The organism is Stenotrophomonas sp. TWI809, from assembly GCF_039673205.1.
In the GTDB taxonomy this organism is placed as follows: domain Bacteria; phylum Pseudomonadota; class Gammaproteobacteria; order Xanthomonadales; family Xanthomonadaceae; genus Stenotrophomonas.
Genome location: NZ_JBDJLE010000008.1, coordinates 160,724 through 177,228 on the forward strand (window position 1 = coordinate 160,724; position 16,505 = coordinate 177,228).

The 16,505-nt window shown below is 65.1% G+C and carries 13 protein-coding genes; 6 read left to right on the forward strand and 7 right to left on the reverse strand.

Annotated elements, in window-relative coordinates:
* Positions 1 to 163: 163 nt before the first annotated feature.
* Both ABE472_RS08915 and ABE472_RS08920 read right to left on the reverse strand, forming a co-directional pair.
* The gene (locus tag ABE472_RS08915; RefSeq protein ID WP_313219001.1) at positions 164 to 2,977 is read right to left on the reverse strand and encodes a TonB-dependent receptor; all 2,814 of its coding nucleotides are present in this window, start codon (positions 2,975 to 2,977) and stop codon (positions 164 to 166) included.
* Between the two features lie 530 nt (positions 2,978 to 3,507).
* The gene (locus ABE472_RS08920; protein WP_346462999.1) at positions 3,508 to 6,309 is read right to left on the reverse strand and encodes a TonB-dependent receptor; all 2,802 of its coding nucleotides are present in this window, start codon (positions 6,307 to 6,309) and stop codon (positions 3,508 to 3,510) included.
* A gap of 205 nt (positions 6,310 to 6,514) precedes the next feature.
* On the opposite strand from ABE472_RS08920, the gene apbC reads away from it, so the two are divergent.
* Positions 6,515 to 7,372 carry an iron-sulfur cluster carrier protein ApbC gene (gene apbC, locus ABE472_RS08925; protein ID WP_313219000.1) on the forward strand — a complete coding sequence of 286 codons (858 nt, stop codon included), beginning with the start codon at positions 6,515 to 6,517 and terminating at the stop codon, positions 7,370 to 7,372.
* 184 nt (positions 7,373 to 7,556) lie between these two features.
* Positions 7,557 to 8,129: a dCTP deaminase gene (gene dcd, locus ABE472_RS08930; RefSeq protein WP_019182646.1), complete on the forward strand. Its 573-nt coding sequence runs from the start codon at positions 7,557 to 7,559 to the stop codon at positions 8,127 to 8,129.
* Between the two features lie 257 nt (positions 8,130 to 8,386).
* Here the strand turns inward: dcd and ABE472_RS08935 are convergent, their stop codons facing one another.
* From ABE472_RS08935 to ABE472_RS08945, 3 genes are read right to left on the reverse strand one after another with little or no spacing between them, the layout of a single operon-like run.
* Positions 8,387 to 8,554, reverse strand: coding sequence for a DUF5668 domain-containing protein (locus ABE472_RS08935; RefSeq protein ID WP_019182647.1), 168 nt, complete (start codon positions 8,552 to 8,554; stop codon positions 8,387 to 8,389).
* Positions 8,555 to 8,569: 15 nt separating this feature from the next.
* Positions 8,570 to 8,992 (reverse strand): HIT family protein, encoded by a 423-nt coding sequence (locus ABE472_RS08940; RefSeq protein WP_313208942.1) that lies wholly within the window; start codon positions 8,990 to 8,992, stop codon positions 8,570 to 8,572.
* Positions 8,989 to 9,666, reverse strand: coding sequence for a dienelactone hydrolase family protein (locus ABE472_RS08945; protein WP_313218997.1), 678 nt, complete (start codon positions 9,664 to 9,666; stop codon positions 8,989 to 8,991). Before ABE472_RS08945 ends, ABE472_RS08940 begins: the two co-directional genes overlap by 4 nt.
* Positions 9,667 to 9,871: 205 nt before the next feature.
* Between ABE472_RS08945 and rimO the strand changes: the two genes are divergently transcribed.
* Positions 9,872 to 11,236: a 30S ribosomal protein S12 methylthiotransferase RimO gene (gene rimO, locus ABE472_RS08950; RefSeq protein WP_313208944.1), complete on the forward strand. Its 1,365-nt coding sequence runs from the start codon at positions 9,872 to 9,874 to the stop codon at positions 11,234 to 11,236.
* Entirely contained in the window at positions 11,233 to 12,066 is an 834-nt protein-coding gene (locus ABE472_RS08955; RefSeq protein WP_346462998.1) for a DUF3025 domain-containing protein, read from the forward strand. Before rimO ends, ABE472_RS08955 begins: the two co-directional genes overlap by 4 nt.
* Before the next feature lie 72 nt (positions 12,067 to 12,138).
* On the opposite strand, the gene greB is transcribed toward ABE472_RS08955, so the two are convergent.
* On the reverse strand, positions 12,139 to 12,642 hold the full coding sequence (greB, locus tag ABE472_RS08960; RefSeq protein ID WP_121038490.1) for a transcription elongation factor GreB: 504 nt from the start codon (positions 12,640 to 12,642) through the stop codon (positions 12,139 to 12,141).
* A 55-nt stretch (positions 12,643 to 12,697) separates the two neighbouring features.
* Positions 12,698 to 14,203: a helicase HerA-like domain-containing protein gene (locus ABE472_RS08965; protein WP_346466033.1), complete on the reverse strand. Its 1,506-nt coding sequence runs from the start codon at positions 14,201 to 14,203 to the stop codon at positions 12,698 to 12,700.
* A 121-nt stretch (positions 14,204 to 14,324) separates the two neighbouring features.
* On the opposite strand from ABE472_RS08965, the gene ABE472_RS08970 reads away from it, so the two are divergent.
* Entirely contained in the window at positions 14,325 to 15,929 is a 1,605-nt protein-coding gene (locus ABE472_RS08970; RefSeq protein WP_313208947.1) for a transglycosylase SLT domain-containing protein, read from the forward strand.
* Between the two features lie 114 nt (positions 15,930 to 16,043).
* Positions 16,044 to 16,385, forward strand: coding sequence for a ribonuclease E inhibitor RraB (locus tag ABE472_RS08975; protein ID WP_346466034.1), 342 nt, complete (start codon positions 16,044 to 16,046; stop codon positions 16,383 to 16,385).
* Positions 16,386 to 16,505 lie beyond the last annotated feature (120 nt).

Genomic DNA, 16,505 nt, shown 5'->3' on the forward strand with positions numbered 1-16,505 from the left:
GGGCCAGACGATACGCCGCCGGCCCGGCCTGCAAGGGTGTCGAAGGTCATGGCCGATGGCAAGAGGCCCGATCCGGTCAACTCCGGACGTGGCCCTGGCCCGGGGCGGCCAAGGAAAAGCCCCGCCTTGCGGCGGGGCTTGGGGGTGTCATCCCGGGTGCGGCTTAGTTGGTCTTGGTGCCGAAATCGTACTTGGCCTGCACGTACACCGCGCGGCCGTACGGGTTGTAGATGCTGCTGTTGTACGGCGAGGCGATGTTGCCGGCGTAGCTGTGGGCCTGGCCGTCGGGCATCTTGTTGAACACGTTGTTGACCATCACCGAGAGGGTGAGGTTGTCCAACGCCCGGTAGTTCACGCTCAGGTTGTAGGTGGTGTACGAGCCCCACTTGCCGGCCTTGTAACCGGACGGGTGGACGTAGTCGAAGCTCTCGCCCAGGTAGGACATGTAGTTCGGCGTCTTGCCGATGTAGTTGAAGTACAGCGTGGTGGTCCAGCGGTCCTTGGCCCAGCCCACCGAACCATCGGTACGGACCTTGGCGTAGGCATCGTAGTACCACATCGCATACGGGTCGCGCAGCAGATCCAGGTAGTCATCGCCCGGTTGCGGCTGCAGCTCGCGCTTGAGGATGTTGGTGTAGTTGCTGGCGAACTGCAGCGAGCCGAAGCGGCCGATGTCCTGCACGTACTTGAAGCTGGCCGTCAGTGCCTGCAGGTTCTGGCGCGCGACGTTGAGCTTGGGCGTGAAGATCTGCTCGATGTTGCCGGCGGCATCGCGGGTGATCCAGTCCGCAACGTTCTCGCAGCTGGCCGAGGTCGGGTTGCCCTGGCCATTGCGGCAGTAGTATTCCGCGCGCAGCAGCTGGTCCGAGCTCAGGGTGTCGACTTCGTTGTCGATCTTCCAGTTGTAGTAGTCCACCGAGATCGACAGATTGTTCATCGGTGCCCAGACCACGCCGGCATTCCAGACATCGGCGGTGATCGGTTCCAGCTCGGTGTTGCCGGCCTGCACGCCGAACACCGATTCGTTGCCGTAGGGGCAGGCGAGGGTATCGGCCGGAGCATAGCCGAGCTGGCCGCAACGGTAATAATCGACTGCGCCGTTGGCGTAGTAGCCGCTCTCGCCCTGGAAGGCATCGGGCAGGGTCGGTGCACGGAACGCAGTGCCGTACTTGCCGCGGAACAGCAGGCTTTCGATCGGACGGAACTCCACGCCGACGCTGTAGGTGGCCTTGTCGATGGTGTTGTCGGCGATCTTGTAGGCGTCATAGCGACCCGAACCGGTGACGGTCAACGAGTCGATCAGCGGCAGGCGCAGCTCGGAGGTGACGGCGTAGTTGCTGCGATGGCCATTGCCGGCTACCGAGGTGGTGCCCCACACGCTGCCATCCATCAAGCGCTCGTCCGGGCGGTAATCCCAGCCTTCGCTGCCGGCTTCGGCGACCACGGCGAAACCTGCATCGCCACCGGGCAGGGTGAACAACGAGCCGTTGGTGATCTGGAAGCGGCCCAGGTTCTGCCAGGTCTTGCTCTGGTTGTAGGTGTAGCCGGTGAAGCTCTGGAAATCACCGGCCGGCAGCTGCGAATAGAACGCGCCCCAGTTCGGGCTGTAGATGTTGTAGCCGTCATCGGTGGTGCCCAGCACCGGGCCGAGCACGCGGTCTTCGAAGTAGCTGTCGATGTCATCGGCCCAGCGCACGAAGCCGCGCTCGGTGAGCTTGTACTCGCCGCGGCTGAAGCTGGCGCTGTAGTCCCAGTTGCCGAACGTGCCACGCCCGCCCAGGGTGACCTGGTAGGCCTTGTTGCGGTCGGTGTTGAGGATGTCCTTGTAGCCGTTCGGCCCGATGTCTTCAGGCGCGAACGCGCGCTGCAGGTTCATGTACTGATCGGTGTCCTGGTCATAGAACGCGCCGAAACTCAGGTCGCTGCCCCAGAACGTATAGCCCGAACCCGGGGTGTACTTGACCTCTTCCAGGCTGTACAGCGCATCGGCGAACAGGGTGAAGTTGTCGTTCACATCGAACGTCATCGAGCTGTAGAACTGGCTGCTCTCCTTGTCGTTCTTCAGGGTGCGGTAGCCGGCGCCGTAGGCCGAACCGCAGGACTCGCCGGCCGCGCGGGTGCCCAGCACGGTGGTGCCGCCGAACTGGCCGGCGACGCTGGCGCAGCGGGTCGGATCCATCATCACGAACGCGTTGTTGTCCGCCGGCAGGTAGACCAGGAAATCATTGGCCGGCACCTGCGCGCTGTAACCGACGCGGTTGTTGGTGCGGGTCAGGTCGCGCTGGTAGCCCCAGATCGGGTTGCTCTTTTCGTACTGCACATTGACCAGTGCGTTGAAGCGGTCATCGGCGCTGTTGAAGCCCCTGGCGCCGCTGACGCGGATGTTGTTGCCGCCGCCTTCGGTGGTGGCGCCCCCGCGGACGTTGAGCACGCCGCCGTCCATGCGTTCTTTCAGGATGATGTTGACCACGCCGGCGATCGCATCCGAGCCGTACAGCGAGGACTGGCCGCCGGGCAGGATCTCGATGCGCTCGACGATGTCGATCGGAATGCCGCTGAGGTTGTTGAACGCGTCGCTGCCGTTGTACAGCGCCGGGTACTGCAGCATCGGTCGGCCGTTGATCAGGTATTTGGTGTAGCCCGGGTCCAGGCCGAACATGCCGGCCGCTTCGGCGCCCTGGGTGAACGAGGCGGCGGTCTGGCCGCCCTGCAGGCCACCGGTGGTCAGCGAAGACTGCTGCAGGACTTCGGAGATGCTGGTGAAGCCGCGGGTCTGGATGTCTTCGGCGGTGACAGTCAGGACCGGCGTGTGGTTCTCGATCTCGGTCTGCGGGATCAAGGACCCGGTGACAGTGACACGATCGAGATTGGTGGCGGCGTTGTCCTGTGCGAAGACGGTGGCGCTGGTGAGCAGCAGGCCGGTGAGGACGGCGGCGGCAAGCGGATGACGCGAGATCGAATTACCTTGGCGAGACATGTGCAACCCCATGTAGTGGTGATGTCGTGGCTTTCCCTTCCGTGGGACTTCTTGACTGCGTTCAACAGCGAGCCGGTATCAGGCCTGGCCGGCCATCCTTGGTAGTTTCATTCTGCGTTCAGTTGAAACCGGCGTGCGGCGAACGTAACACACGCTTAACGTGAAATACGCTGAATGGTCATCGTCGATAAGGGCTGTGCATTGACGCAAACTGAAAGGCGTTGAAAAACAATTGCCTGGGCCTAAATGAAATTTTATTTATGTTTCGTCAATGAGTGAATGCTGAATATGGCGCGGAATTAACAACTGAGATCGGTGTGCGTATGGCTGTCCCATAGACGCATCGCACCATCAGAACGTCGGACATGCACATGCCTCTCTCGCGGCGACGCGTGTCGTTGCATTCAGGGCGGCGGACGGGCATCACGCCGGTTGCAAGGGCACAAACGCGGAACGCCCCTTTCGGGGCGTTCCGGTTGGCGAACCGGCAGGGCAGGGCCCTGCACGGTCGCCGGTGCTGCCTGCGGCGATTACTTGCCGAAGTCGTACTTGGCCTGGACGTACACGGCACGGCCGTACGCGTTGTACAGGCCGGTGTTGTACGGCGCACCCGAGGTGCCCAGGTAGCTGTAGGCCTGGCCGTCGGGCATCTTGTTGAACACGTTGTTGACCATCAGCGAAAGCGTCAGGTCGTCCTGTGCGCGATAGTTCACGCTCAGGTTGTACGTGGTGTACGAGCCCCACTTGCCTGCGGCCTTGCCCGATGCCGGGTGGACGTAGTCATAGCCATTGATGCCGGCCAGGTAGTTCGGGGTCTTGCCGATGTAGTTCGCGTACAGCGTGGTGGTGAACTTGTCGACCGACCAGCCCACGGACGCATCGCTGCGGACCTTGGCGAAGTTGTCGTAGTTCCACATCGCGATCGGGTTGCCCAGCAGATCCTGGAACTCCTCGCCCGGCTGCGACTGCACTTCACGCTTGAGCATGTTGGTGTAGTTGGCCGAGAACTGCAGCGAGCCGAAGCGGCCGATGTCCTGCAGATACTTGAAGCCGACCGTCACGGCCTGCAGGTTCTGGCGAGCCACGTTCATCTTCGGGGTGTACAGGCTGCTCAGGTTGCCGGCGGCGTCGCGCACGACCCAGTCGGCCACGTTCTGGCAGCTGGCCGAAGAGCCGTTGGGCAGGCCGTTGCGGCAGTAGTACTCGGCCAGCAGCAGCTGGTCGGTGCTGGCCGTATCGACTTCGTTCTCGATCTTCCAGTTGTAGTAGTCGGCCGAGATGGAGAGGTTCGGCATCGGTGCCCAGACCACGCCTGCATTCCAGACGTCGGCCGTGATCGGCTCCAGGTCCGGGTTGCCCGCGCGCTCGGAGTACACCGAGACGTTGTCGTGGTAACGGCAGTCGGCGGTGTTGCCCGGTGCATAGCCCAGGGTGCCGCAACGGTAGTAGTCGGTCGAGTTGGCCGCGTAGTACCCGCTCTTGCCCTGGAAGGCATCGGACAGGGTCGGTGCGCGGAACGCCGTGCCGTACTTGCCGCGGAACAGCAGGCTGTCGATCGGGCGGTATTCCAGACCCAGGCTGTAGGTGGCCTTGTCGACGGTGTTGTCGGCGATCTTGAACGCGTCATAGCGACCCGAAGCGGTCACCGTGACCTGCTCCAGCACCGGCATGCGCAGTTCGGAGGTCACCGCATAATTGCTGCGGTGGCCATTGCCGGCCACGGCCGAAGAGCCCCACACCTGGCCGTCCAGCAGGCGCTGATCGGGCGAGTAATCCCAGCCTTCGCTGCCACCTTCGACCACGACCGCGAAGCCGGCGTCACCGCCCGGCAGCGAGAACAGCGAGCCATTGGTGATCTGCACGCGGCCCAGGTTCTGCCAGGTACGGCTGCGGTTCGTCGCGTAGCCGGTGAAGCTGGCGAAATCTTCCGGCGAGATCGGCGAGTAGAACGCGTCGTAGTTCGGGTTGTAGATGCCCCAGCCGTCGGCCGTGGTGCCCAGCTGCGGGCCCAGCACGTGTTCGGCGAAGTAGTTGTTGATCGGGTCCTTCCAACGCATGAACTTGTTCTCGGTGAGCTTGTACTCACCGCGGGTGAAGCTGGCGCTGTAGTCCCAGTTGCCGGCCATGCCCTTCGCGCCCAGGGTCACCTGGTAGGAGCGGCTCTCGTCACTGTTGAGAACGTCGTTGTAGCCCTGGCCACCGATGTCTTCCGGGGCGAACGCGCGCTGCAGGTTCACCACCTTGCCCGAGGACTGGTCGTAGAAGCCGCCCATCCCGCTCTTGGTGCCCCACCACAGGTAGCTCGAGCCGGAGGTGTACTCGGTCTTTTCCTTGCTGTAGAGCACGTCGGCGAACAGCTGCAGGTTGTCGTTGACGTCGAAGGTCATCGCCGAATAGAACTGGCCGCTGTCCTTGCCGTTCTTCAGCGTCTTGTAGCCGGCGCCGAAGTAGGTGCCGCACGACTGGCCGGTCGGGCGATTGCCCAGCACCGTGGTGCCACCGAACTGGCTGGCCACGTTGGCGCAGTTGTTCGGGTCCATCATGTACAGGCGGTTGGTATCGGCGTCGATGACGGCGAAATCATTGCTCGGCAGCTGCGCGGTGTAGCCGTTGGCATTGGTGGTGCGGGTCAGGTCGCGCTGGTAGCCCCAGATCGGGTTGCTCGACTCGATCTGCACGTTGACCAGTGCGTTGAAGCGGTCATCGAACGCGCTGAAACCATGCGCGCCGCTGAAGCGCACGCTGTTGCCGCCGCCTTCGGTGTAGGTGCCGCCACGGACGGAGATGCTGCCGCCGTCCATGCGTTCCTTGAGGATGATGTTGACCACGCCGGCGATGGCGTCCGAACCGTACAGCGACGACTGGCCGCCCGGCAGGACTTCAATGCGCTCGACGATGTCGATCGGAATGCCGCTGATGTTGTTGAACGTATCGCCGCCGTTGTACAGCGCCGGGTACGACATCATCGGACGGCCGTTGATCAGGTACTTGGTGTAGCCCGGATTCAGGCCGAACATGCCCGAGGCTTCCGCGCCCTGGGTGAAGGACGCCGAGGTCTGGCCGCCCTGGAGGCCGCCGGTGGTCAGCGAGGACTGCTGCAGGACTTCGGCCACGCTGGTGAAGCCGCGGGTCTGGATGTCCTGCGCGGTGATGGACATCACCGGGGTCTGGGTTTCGATATCGGTCTGCGGAATCAGCGAGCCGGTGACGGTGACTTTGTCCAGCGTCGTGGCTTTATCCTGTGCCATGGCCGGAGCGGCTGCAGTGGCGATCAGGGCGGAGAACAATGCAGCGGCGAGCGTGTTGCGACGTGCGGTGGTGCTGTAATTCATTGATAGTCCATAGAACAAAACAGAAAAGCACTGACGCCAATGATTCCCTCCCGAAACGCGCGGAAAACGCTCAACGTAGTGCGTTTCGACCGTAACATGAACTTAACGAAAATTGCATGGTTTCGTAGCAACTGGGATTCTCAGTCAGGTGCAGTCAAGGTTGTATAGTGTTGCGTCCCCTTGTTGTGTTTCCGGAGTGCCCGCAGTGAGTGCCAGCCAGACGCGTCGTCCCCACGCCAGTCAAGTGCAGAAGGGGTTGTCACCGCATCCGCGCGTGCGCAACGTGATCGCGGTGGGGTCAGGCAAAGGCGGGGTCGGCAAGTCCACCACCGCGGTCAACCTGGCTGTCGCACTTGCCGCGCTCGGCGCGCGCGTGGGCCTGCTGGATGCCGATATCTACGGCCCCAGCGTACCGGCAATGCTCGGCCTGAGCGGTCGCCCGGAGAGCCCGGACAACAAGTCGATCGAACCGATGCGCGCGTTCGGGGTGGAGACCATGTCGATCGGTTACCTGATCGAGGACGAGACGCCGATGATCTGGCGCGGCCCGATGGCGACCTCGGCGATGACGCAGTTCTTCAACGATACGTTGTGGGACGACCTGGACTACCTGCTGATCGATCTGCCGCCGGGCACGGGCGACATCCAGCTGACGTTGACCCAGAAGATCCCGCTGGCCGGGGCGGTGATCGTCACCACCCCGCAGGACATCGCCACGCTGGATGCGAAGAAGGCGCTGAAGATGTTCGAGAAGGTGGAAGTGCCGGTGCTGGGTATCGTCGAGAACATGGCCGTGCACACCTGCAGCAACTGCGGCCAGGTCGAGCATCTGTTCGGCGAGGGCGGCGGCGAGCGCATGGCCGCCCAGTACGGGGTGCCGCTGCTGGGGTCGCTGCCGCTGGAGATCGGCATCCGCGAGCAGGGCGATGCCGGTACGCCGATCACCGCCGCCGCGCCGGCGTCTTCTGCGGCCCAGGCCTATCTGCGCGCGGCCGAGCGGCTGATCGAGGAAGTGGCCAAGCGGCCGCGGGCCAGCATTCCGATCCTGTCGTCGCTGATCTGAGCGCGAAAACCTCCCCCGTATCCTCCAGGCCCGGCCCCCGCCGGGCCTGTTCGTTTCCAGGCCGCAATGGCCAGGCAGTTGCCGCGACGGCGTCGACGCTGGTCGCGGCCGGGGCCGCTGTTTAGAATCGACACCCGGGCGCCCATTGGCGGTGCCGTTGTTCCTTCCGCACCCAGGACCCCCCATGAGCATCAAGAGTGACCGCTGGATCCGTCAGATGGCCGAGCAGCACGGCATGATCGAGCCGTTCGAAGCTGGCCAGGTCAAGCAGGCCAACGGCCAGCGCATCGTCAGCTACGGCACCTCCAGCTACGGCTACGACGTCCGTTGCTCGCGCGAGTTCAAGGTGTTCACCAACATCAACTCCACCATCGTGGACCCGAAGCACTTCGACCCGGGCAGCTTCGTGGACATCGTGGGTGATGAGTGCATCATCCCGCCCAACAGCTTCGCGCTGGCGCGCACCGTGGAGTACTTCCGCATCCCGCGCGACACGCTCGTGGTCTGCCTGGGCAAGAGCACCTACGCGCGCTGCGGCATCATCGTCAACGTGACCCCGCTGGAGCCGGAATGGGAAGGCCACGTCACGCTGGAGTTCAGCAACACGACGCCGCTGCCGGCGCGCATCTACGCCAATGAAGGCGTGGCGCAGATGCTGTTCTTCCAGGCCGACAAGGACGATATCTGCGAGACGTCCTACAAGGACCGCGGTGGCAAGTACCAGGGCCAGACCGGCGTGACCCTGCCGCGGACCTGATGATCACGCGGGTGGCGCGGCGCACCTGATCGATCCCCGGGCGTGCTGCCGCGTCCGCGCCTGGTAGAGCCGACCGTTGGTCGGCTGCTTCTGTGGTTACCGTTACCCATCAAGGGGCGACCACAGAAAAAGCGCGGAGTACTCCGCGCTTTTTTTGTGGCTTGGTCCGACGTGCGGCGTGGTGACCAAAAGCAGCGCACCCAAAAGCAGCGGACCGAACAGCAGCGGACCGAACAGCAGCGGACCAACGGTCCGCTCTACTTGCCGCGGCCGAACAGCAGGCCGATGCCCACCGCTACCAGCACGACCGGCCACCAGGTGAGGATCAGCTTCCCCATGTTCATGTTGGTCCAGCCGAGATTGCTGGCCAGCAGGAACAGGCCGACGAGGATCAGGACAATGGCGGCGACAAGGTTGGAGCGCATCAGGGGCAGGGTCCGCTAGGGCTGGGGCGAATATCCTAGCCGTTCCTTCCAGAGTGCGACACGCTCGGCCAGCACCTGTGGATCAAAATGGTGTGCCTGCCCCTGGCCCCAGACCGGGCCCGGCCATGCCGGATCGCCGACATGGCGCCCGATCACATGGAAATGCAGCTGGCGCACGATGTTGCCCAGCGAGCCGATGTTGATCTTCTCGACCCCATCGGTGCCCTTGAGCGCCTTGCACGCCCGGTTCAACTCGGTCCGCAGCTTGTCCTGCTGCTCGCCATCCAGGTCGATCCATTCGGTCACGCCACTCAGGCGTGGCACCAGGATCAGCCAGGGATACCTTTCATCGTTCATCAATCGCACTTGCGATAACGGCCCTTCTGCTACCAGTACGCTGTCGGTGGCCAGGCGTGAATCCAGTTCGAACTCGCTCATCCAAGATGCTCCGCAAAGAAGTCCAGGGTGCGTTCCAGCGCCAGGTGGGCGCTGTCTGGATCATACGCATGTCCGACGCTGCGGTTGAAGGCGTGATCGGCCGGGTAGACGAAGGTGGCCATCTGCGGCAGCTTCTCGCGGTGGGCCTTGATCGCCTCCGGCGGGATGCTCCTGTCCTGCGCGCCGAAGTGGAACATGACCGGCGCCTTGGGCGTCTCGTCCAGGTATTTCACGTTGCGGGCCCCGTAATAGCTGACCGAGGGCAGGCCCAGGCGCAGCGCGGAGAGCAGGGCGATGCTGCCGCCCCAGCAGTAGCCGACGGTGCCGACCTTGCCGGCCGGAGCCAGCCGCGAGGCGGCCGCACGCACGATCTCCAGCGCCTTTTCGACCCCGAGCTCGTCGACCATGGCCAGGCCGGCGGCCACGCCATCGCTGTCGTAAGGCAGCTCCGGCGGTTCGGTGCTGTCCGGGGCCGACTCGGCCAGATCGAAGAACGACGGGGCCAGCACCGCATAACCCTTGGCGGCGTAATCGTCGGCCACTGCGCGGATGTGCGGGTTGGCGCCGAAGATCTCCTGGATCACTACCAGGCCCCCGCGCGGCTTGCCTTCCGGCGTCGCCTGCCAGGCGCGGACCGGTCCGTAATGCGTATCGAGTGTGATCCACTCACCCATGGTGCGAGACTCCCGTTGGTTCAGGCATTCATTATCGGCCCCGCGCCGGTTAGCGCGATGTCAGGGAGCATGCCGGATCTGGCGGGATCAACCCGATCCGGTTCAGGGGCGTGGGCTGAACGCCGGTATACTTGCCGCCGTTTCCGGCCCCAGGTCCCCCACGCCATTCCGGCATGGGCCCAGGCCCCCAGAGTCCTTGCGATCCATGTCCCAGCTGAACCCCAAAGTCGGCTTCGTCAGCCTTGGCTGCCCGAAGGCCCTTGTCGATTCCGAGCGCATCCTCACCCAGCTGCGGTCCGAGGGCTACGACATCGTTCCCTCCTACGACGCGGCCGACGTGGTGGTGGTCAACACCTGCGGCTTCATCGATTCGGCCGTGACCGAGTCGCTGGATGCGATCGGCGAGGCGATGAACGCGAACGGCAAGGTGATCGTCACCGGCTGTCTGGGCAAGCGCCCGGAGCAGATCCGCGAGGCCTACCCGAACGTGCTGGCGGTGTCGGGCCCGCAGGACTACATGAGCGTGATGGAGGCCGTGCACGCCGCGCTGCCGCCCAAGCACGATCCCTTCGTGGATCTGGTGCCTGATTACGGCATCAAGCTGACCCCCCGCCATTACGCGTATCTGAAGATTTCCGAAGGCTGCAACCACAAGTGCAGCTTCTGCATCATCCCCTCGATGCGCGGCAAGCTGGTCTCGCGCCCGGTCGATGAGGTGCTGCGCGAAGCAGAGCGGCTGGTGCGGGGGGGCGTCAAGGAACTGCTGGTGGTCTCCCAGGACACCTCGGCCTATGGCGTGGATGTGAAGTACGCCGAGCGCATGTGGCGCGACAAGGCCTACCAGACCCGCTTGAAGGCGCTGTGCGAAGGCCTGTCCGAGCTGGATGCGTGGACCCGCATGCACTACGTGTACCCGTACCCGCACGTGGACGAGATCGTGCCGCTGATGGCCGAAAACCGGATCCTGCCGTACCTGGATATTCCGTTCCAGCACGCCAGCCCGCGCATCCTGAAGCTGATGAAGCGCCCGGGGGCGGTCGACAAGACCCTGGAGCGCGTGCAGCGCTGGCGTCAGCTGTGCCCGGATATCACCGTGCGCTCGACCTTCATCGTCGGCTTCCCGGGCGAGACCGATGCCGAGTTCGAGGAGCTGCTGAGCTTCCTGGACGAGGCGCAGCTGGACCGCGTGGGCGCGTTCGCCTATTCGCCGGTCACCGGCGCGACCGCCAACGATCTGCCCGGTGCGGTGCCCGAAGAAGTGAAGCAGGAACGCCTGGCACGCTTCATGGAGCGCCAGGCGGAGATCTCCGCCGCGCGCCTGGAAGCCAAGATCGGCACCGTGCAGCAGTGCCTGGTCGATGCCATCGAAGACGGCATCGCGGTGGCCCGTTCCAAGGCCGATGCGCCGGAGATCGACGGTCTGGTGCATATCCAGAACGCGGAAGAAGCCAAGCTGCGCGTGGGTCAGTTCGTCGATGTGGAGATCACCGAGAGCGACGACCACGATCTGTTCGGTGATGCGATCCTCGCCACCGAAGCGCGCAAGCCCTTCGATCTGCAGGTGCTGTGATCGCAGTGGTGACGGCTGCCGATATCGGTGGTCGTCGCCGTTTCATCGCGCCGCCGCGTGAGGCGGTGGATGCGGCCTGCTTCGCGCAGCCGATCTACGCCGGGCTGAGCGACATGCAGGACCTGATGGTGGCGCCGAGCTGGCCCACCATCGCAGCGCTCGATGCACGCCTCGCGTTGCCAGACAAGCATCTTGCCGAGCAGGACGAGGCATTGCTGGCCGACGGCCTGCACTATGAAACGCGCATCGCCGGGCGCGGCCAGATCGCCACGCGTGCAGACAACTGGCATGACCTGTTCAATGCCCTGGTCTGGGCGCGTTACCCCACCATCAAGCGCGCGCTCAACCGGCAGCAATGCCGGCACATCGCGGCGATGGCGCCAGGGCAGCGCAACCGTGCGCAGGCCGCGTTGACCCAATTCGACGAGAGCGGCGTGATCGTGCGTGTGCGCGAACCGGCGCTGCTGCGCGCGTGGGACCAGCATGATTGGCAGGCGCTGCTCTGGGATGGGGCAGGGCAGTGGCGACGGGGCGACATTGCCGTCGCGGCGGTGATCGGGCATGCGCTGCTGGAGCAGGCCTTGGTGCCGGAGCGCCTGCTGGTCGGCAAGTGCGTGGTGGTACAGAGTGATGATGATGCCACTGCGGTCGCGGCAGTGGCGCAGGCCATCACGGACGGCGCGCTGCTCAATGACCCCCTGGAGTTGCGGCCATTGCCGTTGGCGGGGATTCCCGGGTGGCACGCGCGGCAGGAGGCGGCCTTCTATGCGCGGGCCGACTACTTCCGACCGCTGCGCCCGGGGCGCGTGTATCCCGCAGCGCTGGGGTGATCCGGCAGTGGCGCCATCCCCGCGGGTTGCCGGCGTCACGTGTAGATCCACGCCATGCGTGGAGGCACCCTGTCAGCCGGGGTACGCCACGGACAGAATCGCGAACCCATGGCGGCCGCTGGGCAGCTCCACCTCGAACTCATCGTCCACGCGTTTTTTCAGCAGCGCGCGCGCCAACGGCGAATCGATGCTGATCCAGCCCGCACCGGCGTCGGTCTCGTCCGGGCCGACGATGCGATACACGTGGATGTCGCCCGAGTCGACGTTCTCCAGCTCGATCGTCGCGCCGAAGAACACCGCGTTCGGATCGGTCGGCGCGGTATCGACAATGCGCAGCGCCTCCAGTCGCTTGGTCAGGTAGCGTACGCGCCGATCGATCTCACCGAGCTGCTTCTTGCGGTAGGTGTACTCGGCATTCTCGGAGCGGTCGCCTTCCGCAGCAGCGGCGGCCAGTGCCTTCACCACTTCCGGGCGCTTGTGCCGCCACAGCTCATCCAGTTCGGTCTTCAACCGCTGGTGGCCCTGTGCGGTGATCAGGGCCGTGCTTTTTTCCGCGGGGGGACGCCAACGCGACATCAGGTCTGCTTGTGCTCGTCAAAAGGTGCCGCGCCACAGGGCGCGACACGAAGTATCAGCGCTTTCCGCCGAAAATACCGCCCAGCAGGCCACGCACGATCTGGTTGCCCAGCTTGGTGCCGACGGTACGGGTGGTCTGCTTGGCCATGGTTTCGATCATGCCCTGGCGGCGCTTGGTGCCGAAGATCGCGTCCTTGATGCTCTGGCCAAAGCCGCCCTCCTGCGCTTCATCCTGCTGGCGGGTGCGGGCTTTGGGCGCATCGGCCTGCTCGACCGCCTTCTGCGCGCGCTGCGCCAGCCGTTCCGCCGCCGATTCGCGATTGATCGCGGTGTCGTAGCGGGTGCCGACCGGGCTGCCGGCGCGCACCTGCGCACGTTCGGCCTCGGTGATCGCGCCCATCCGGCAACGCGGTGGCGCGATCTGGGTCTGCTGCACAGGCGAGGGGATACCCTTGTCCTGCAGCGTGGACACCAGCGCTTCACCGGTACCCAGCTTGGCCAGCGTGGCGGCCACATCCAGCTTCGGGTTGGGCACGAAGGTTTCGGCGGCGACCTTCACTGCTTTCTGGTCGCGCGGCGTGAACGCACGCAGCGCATGCTGCACGCGGTTGCCGAGCTGGCCGAGAATGTTGGCCGGCACGTCATCCGGGAACTGTGAGCAGAAGTAGACGCCCACGCCCTTGGAGCGGATCAGCCGGACCACCTGCTCGATGCGCTGCACCAGCGCCGGCGGTGCGTCATCGAACAGCAAGTGCGCCTCATCGAAGATGAAGACCAGCTTCGGCTTCTCCAGATCGCCCACTTCCGGCAGCGTTTCGAACAGCTCCGAGAGCAGCCACAGCAGGAAGGTGGAATACAGCCGCGGCTTGAGCACCAGCTGGTCGGCGGCGAGGATGCCGATCACGCCGCGGCCATCGTGGTTGACGCGCATCAGGTCGGCCAGCTCCAGTGCAGGCTCGCCGAAGAACGCTTCGCCACCGTCCTGTGACAGGCGCAGCAGCGAGCGCTGGATCGCCGCCACCGTCTGCGCACTGACCAGGCCGTATTCGGTGGAGATGTCCTTGCGCTCCTCGGCGACCAGGCCGAGCAGGGCGCGCAGATCGTCCCGGTCGAGCAGCAGCAGGCCGCGGTCGTCGGCGAGCTTGAACACGATGTCCAGCACGCCGGCCTGGGTGTCGTTGAGTTCCAGGATGCGCGCGAGCAGGGTCGGGCCCATCTCGCTCACTGTGGTGCGCACGGGGTGGCCGAGCTTGCCGTACAGGTCCCAGAAGATGGTCGGGCTGGCGGCGGGCGCGTAATCGGCCACGCCGAGATCGGTCGCGCGCTGCAGCAGCGCCTCGGTCCCGGCACCGGGCACGGCCAAGCCCGACACGTCACCCTTCACATCAGCCAGGAACACCGGTACGCCGATCCGCGAGAAGCCCTCGGCCAGCGTCATCAGGGTGACGGTCTTGCCGGTGCCGGTCGCGCCGGCCACCAGGCCGTGGCGGTTGCCCAGCCGCGGCGACAGGGTCACGGGGATATCGTCGGTGATGCCTTTGCCGAGCAGAATCGGATCCATGGTCAACTCGCAGTGTGAATAGGCGGGATTCTAAACGTCGGCGTTGGCCGGCCGGCAGACGGGTTGCCCGGATGCAAGCGGCGCGGCTACTCTGCCCCATCGTTCGCACACAGTGCCAAAAATGCCCGTTCCTGTCTTGCTTGTCCGTGGTTGGCCGCTGTTGGCCGTTGCCGCGATGCTGTCGATCGTCCCCGAGGCCCATGCCCAGCGCGTCTCCGCCCGCGACAAGGCCAAGGTGGAGGCGCTCGACCAGCGCATGACAGCCGCCGAAAAGCGCTACAACGCGGCGCTGGTGCTGGTGAACAATGCCGACCCGAAAGGCACCAACGAGGCCGACGCCGCGCTGGAGGACATGGAGGATGTGATCAGCGCCTGTGTGGCCCAGAAGGGCTGCCAGGTCAGCAACCTGCTGCCGACCTACAAGCGCCTGCTCAAGAGCAACGCCGACAGCCAGCAGGACAGCGAGGACGGCACGGCCATCGCCGACGGCACCTTGCTGGAGGCCGACCCGGACCATGTCGGCCCGCTGGCCGCCGATGTGCCGGAAGCCGCCCGCGCTGCAGCGCTGCTCAACGACAAGCGGCACGCCTTCGACACCATGGTCGAGTACAACCCGGCCGTGCAGGCCGGCATCCGCCGCTGGTTGACCGACATGCGCCCGGCGCTGCTCACCAGTTACGAGAACTACCAGAACCTGCGTGCGGTGATGTGGCCGGAGTGGGAAAAGCGCGGCCTGCCCGAAGCGCTGCTGTTCGGGATCATGGCCAAGGAATCCAACGGCCGCGTGCACGCCTCTTCGCGTGCCGGCGCCGCCGGGCTGATGCAGTTCATGCCCGCCACCGGGCGTCGCTTTGGTCTCGGCCCGGACGGCACCGGCTTTGATACGCGCTTTGATGCCCGCAGCGCGGCCGAGGCCAGCGCGACCTACCTCAACGAACGTATGCGTGAGCTCAACAACAGTGTCGAGCTGTCGCTGGCCGGTTACAACGGCGGTGAAGGCCGCGCCATCCGCGTGTTCCGCCAGTACCCGGGGCAGGGCTTCTGGACCGACAGCGTCTACAACCAGTTCCCGGGCGAGACCAAGGACTACGTGCCGATGGTGATCGCCGCGGCGTGGATCTATCTGCACCCGCAGCAGTACGGCGTGGAATTCCCGAAGATCAGCGCGCAGCCGGCGACCATCCGCCTGGCCAAGTCGACCACGATCTACGAGCTGACCATCTGCCTGGGCAGCACCGGTACCCGTGACGGCTACATGCGCGCGCTGCGCAACCTCAACCCGCGCTATGAGGCCGACGGCTGGATTCCGGCCGGCACCATCATCAACGCGACCACCCGCATCGCGGGCCTGTACAACCGGTTCTGCGTCAGCGGCCCGCGCGCCGATCTGGCCCGCACCCTCATCACCGCCGACCTCAATGCGGCGATCGTGCGGCCTACGGCGGTCAGCTACACCGGCAACGTGGCGGTGGGCAGCGTGGTCCCGGTCGCCCAGGCGCAGGCCATGCCCGCGGTGACCCCGGCCGCGCCGGTAGCCGTCCCGGCCGCCAAGCCCAAGGCCAAGCCGGCCCGCAGCTACAAGGTGGGCAAGGGCGAGACGCTGGGCAGGATCGCGGCCAAGTTCCAGTGCGATGTGCCGACCCTGGCACGGGCCAATGGCCTCAAGGCGCCGGCCTATTCGCTCAGGCAGGGCCAGAGCATCAAGCTGCAGGGCTGCGACAAGTAAGCCATAACCGGGTAGGCTCGCCGGCATCACGCCTGTGGCCGCCCGGCCCAGCACATCCATCGCAGCGTCGGCCACGTGCCGGCGCTCACCGCAACACGCATACAGGACACCCAGATGGATATCACCGCAATCAACGAGATGTTCGCCAACATCCGTGAAAACACCGATTGGGACCTCAACGGCCCGATGCTGTGGGGCTACTTCTTCGTCAACACCACCCCGGAGCCGTTGCACGGCCTGGGCGAGAAGCTGGTGGAACTGGGGTACACCCTGGTGGAAGTGTTCGAACCGGACCTTGAAGAAGGCGAAGACCCGTACCACGTGCTGCACGTGGAGCGCGCCGAGGTGCACACCGAAGCCTCGCTGGATGCCCGCAACCATGAGCTGCAGGCCCTGGCCGAAGCGAACGGCGTGGAAGACTACGACGGCATGGACGTCGGCCCGGTCGAGCCCTGAGCGCCCCGGAACATCACACACAAAAAACGCCCCGGTTTCCCGGGGCGTTTTTTATGGGCGTGAGCCCCAGGTAGTGCCGGCCGCTGGCCGGCTCCCCGTACACCCATCAACGTTCATGGC

What these genes read in the sequence shown, in the direction of transcription:
- greB (WP_121038490.1), bottom strand. Translation starts at nt 12,642, where the DNA reads ATGTCGCGTTGGCGTCCCCCCGCGGAAAAAAGCACGGCCCTGATCACC.
- dcd (WP_019182646.1), top strand. Translation starts at nt 7,557, where the DNA reads ATGAGCATCAAGAGTGACCGCTGGATCCGTCAGATGGCCGAGCAGCAC.
- ABE472_RS08915 (WP_313219001.1), bottom strand. Translation starts at nt 2,977, where the DNA reads ATGTCTCGCCAAGGTAATTCGATCTCGCGTCATCCGCTTGCCGCCGCC.
- ABE472_RS08970 (WP_313208947.1), top strand. Translation starts at nt 14,325, where the DNA reads ATGCCCGTTCCTGTCTTGCTTGTCCGTGGTTGGCCGCTGTTGGCCGTT.
- ABE472_RS08965 (WP_346466033.1), bottom strand. Translation starts at nt 14,203, where the DNA reads ATGGATCCGATTCTGCTCGGCAAAGGCATCACCGACGATATCCCCGTG.
- ABE472_RS08940 (WP_313208942.1), bottom strand. Translation starts at nt 8,992, where the DNA reads ATGAGCGAGTTCGAACTGGATTCACGCCTGGCCACCGACAGCGTACTG.
- ABE472_RS08920 (WP_346462999.1), bottom strand. Translation starts at nt 6,309, where the DNA reads ATGAATTACAGCACCACCGCACGTCGCAACACGCTCGCCGCTGCATTG.
- ABE472_RS08975 (WP_346466034.1), top strand. Translation starts at nt 16,044, where the DNA reads ATGGATATCACCGCAATCAACGAGATGTTCGCCAACATCCGTGAAAAC.
- rimO (WP_313208944.1), top strand. Translation starts at nt 9,872, where the DNA reads ATGTCCCAGCTGAACCCCAAAGTCGGCTTCGTCAGCCTTGGCTGCCCG.
- ABE472_RS08945 (WP_313218997.1), bottom strand. Translation starts at nt 9,666, where the DNA reads ATGGGTGAGTGGATCACACTCGATACGCATTACGGACCGGTCCGCGCC.
- ABE472_RS08935 (WP_019182647.1), bottom strand. Translation starts at nt 8,554, where the DNA reads ATGCGCTCCAACCTTGTCGCCGCCATTGTCCTGATCCTCGTCGGCCTG.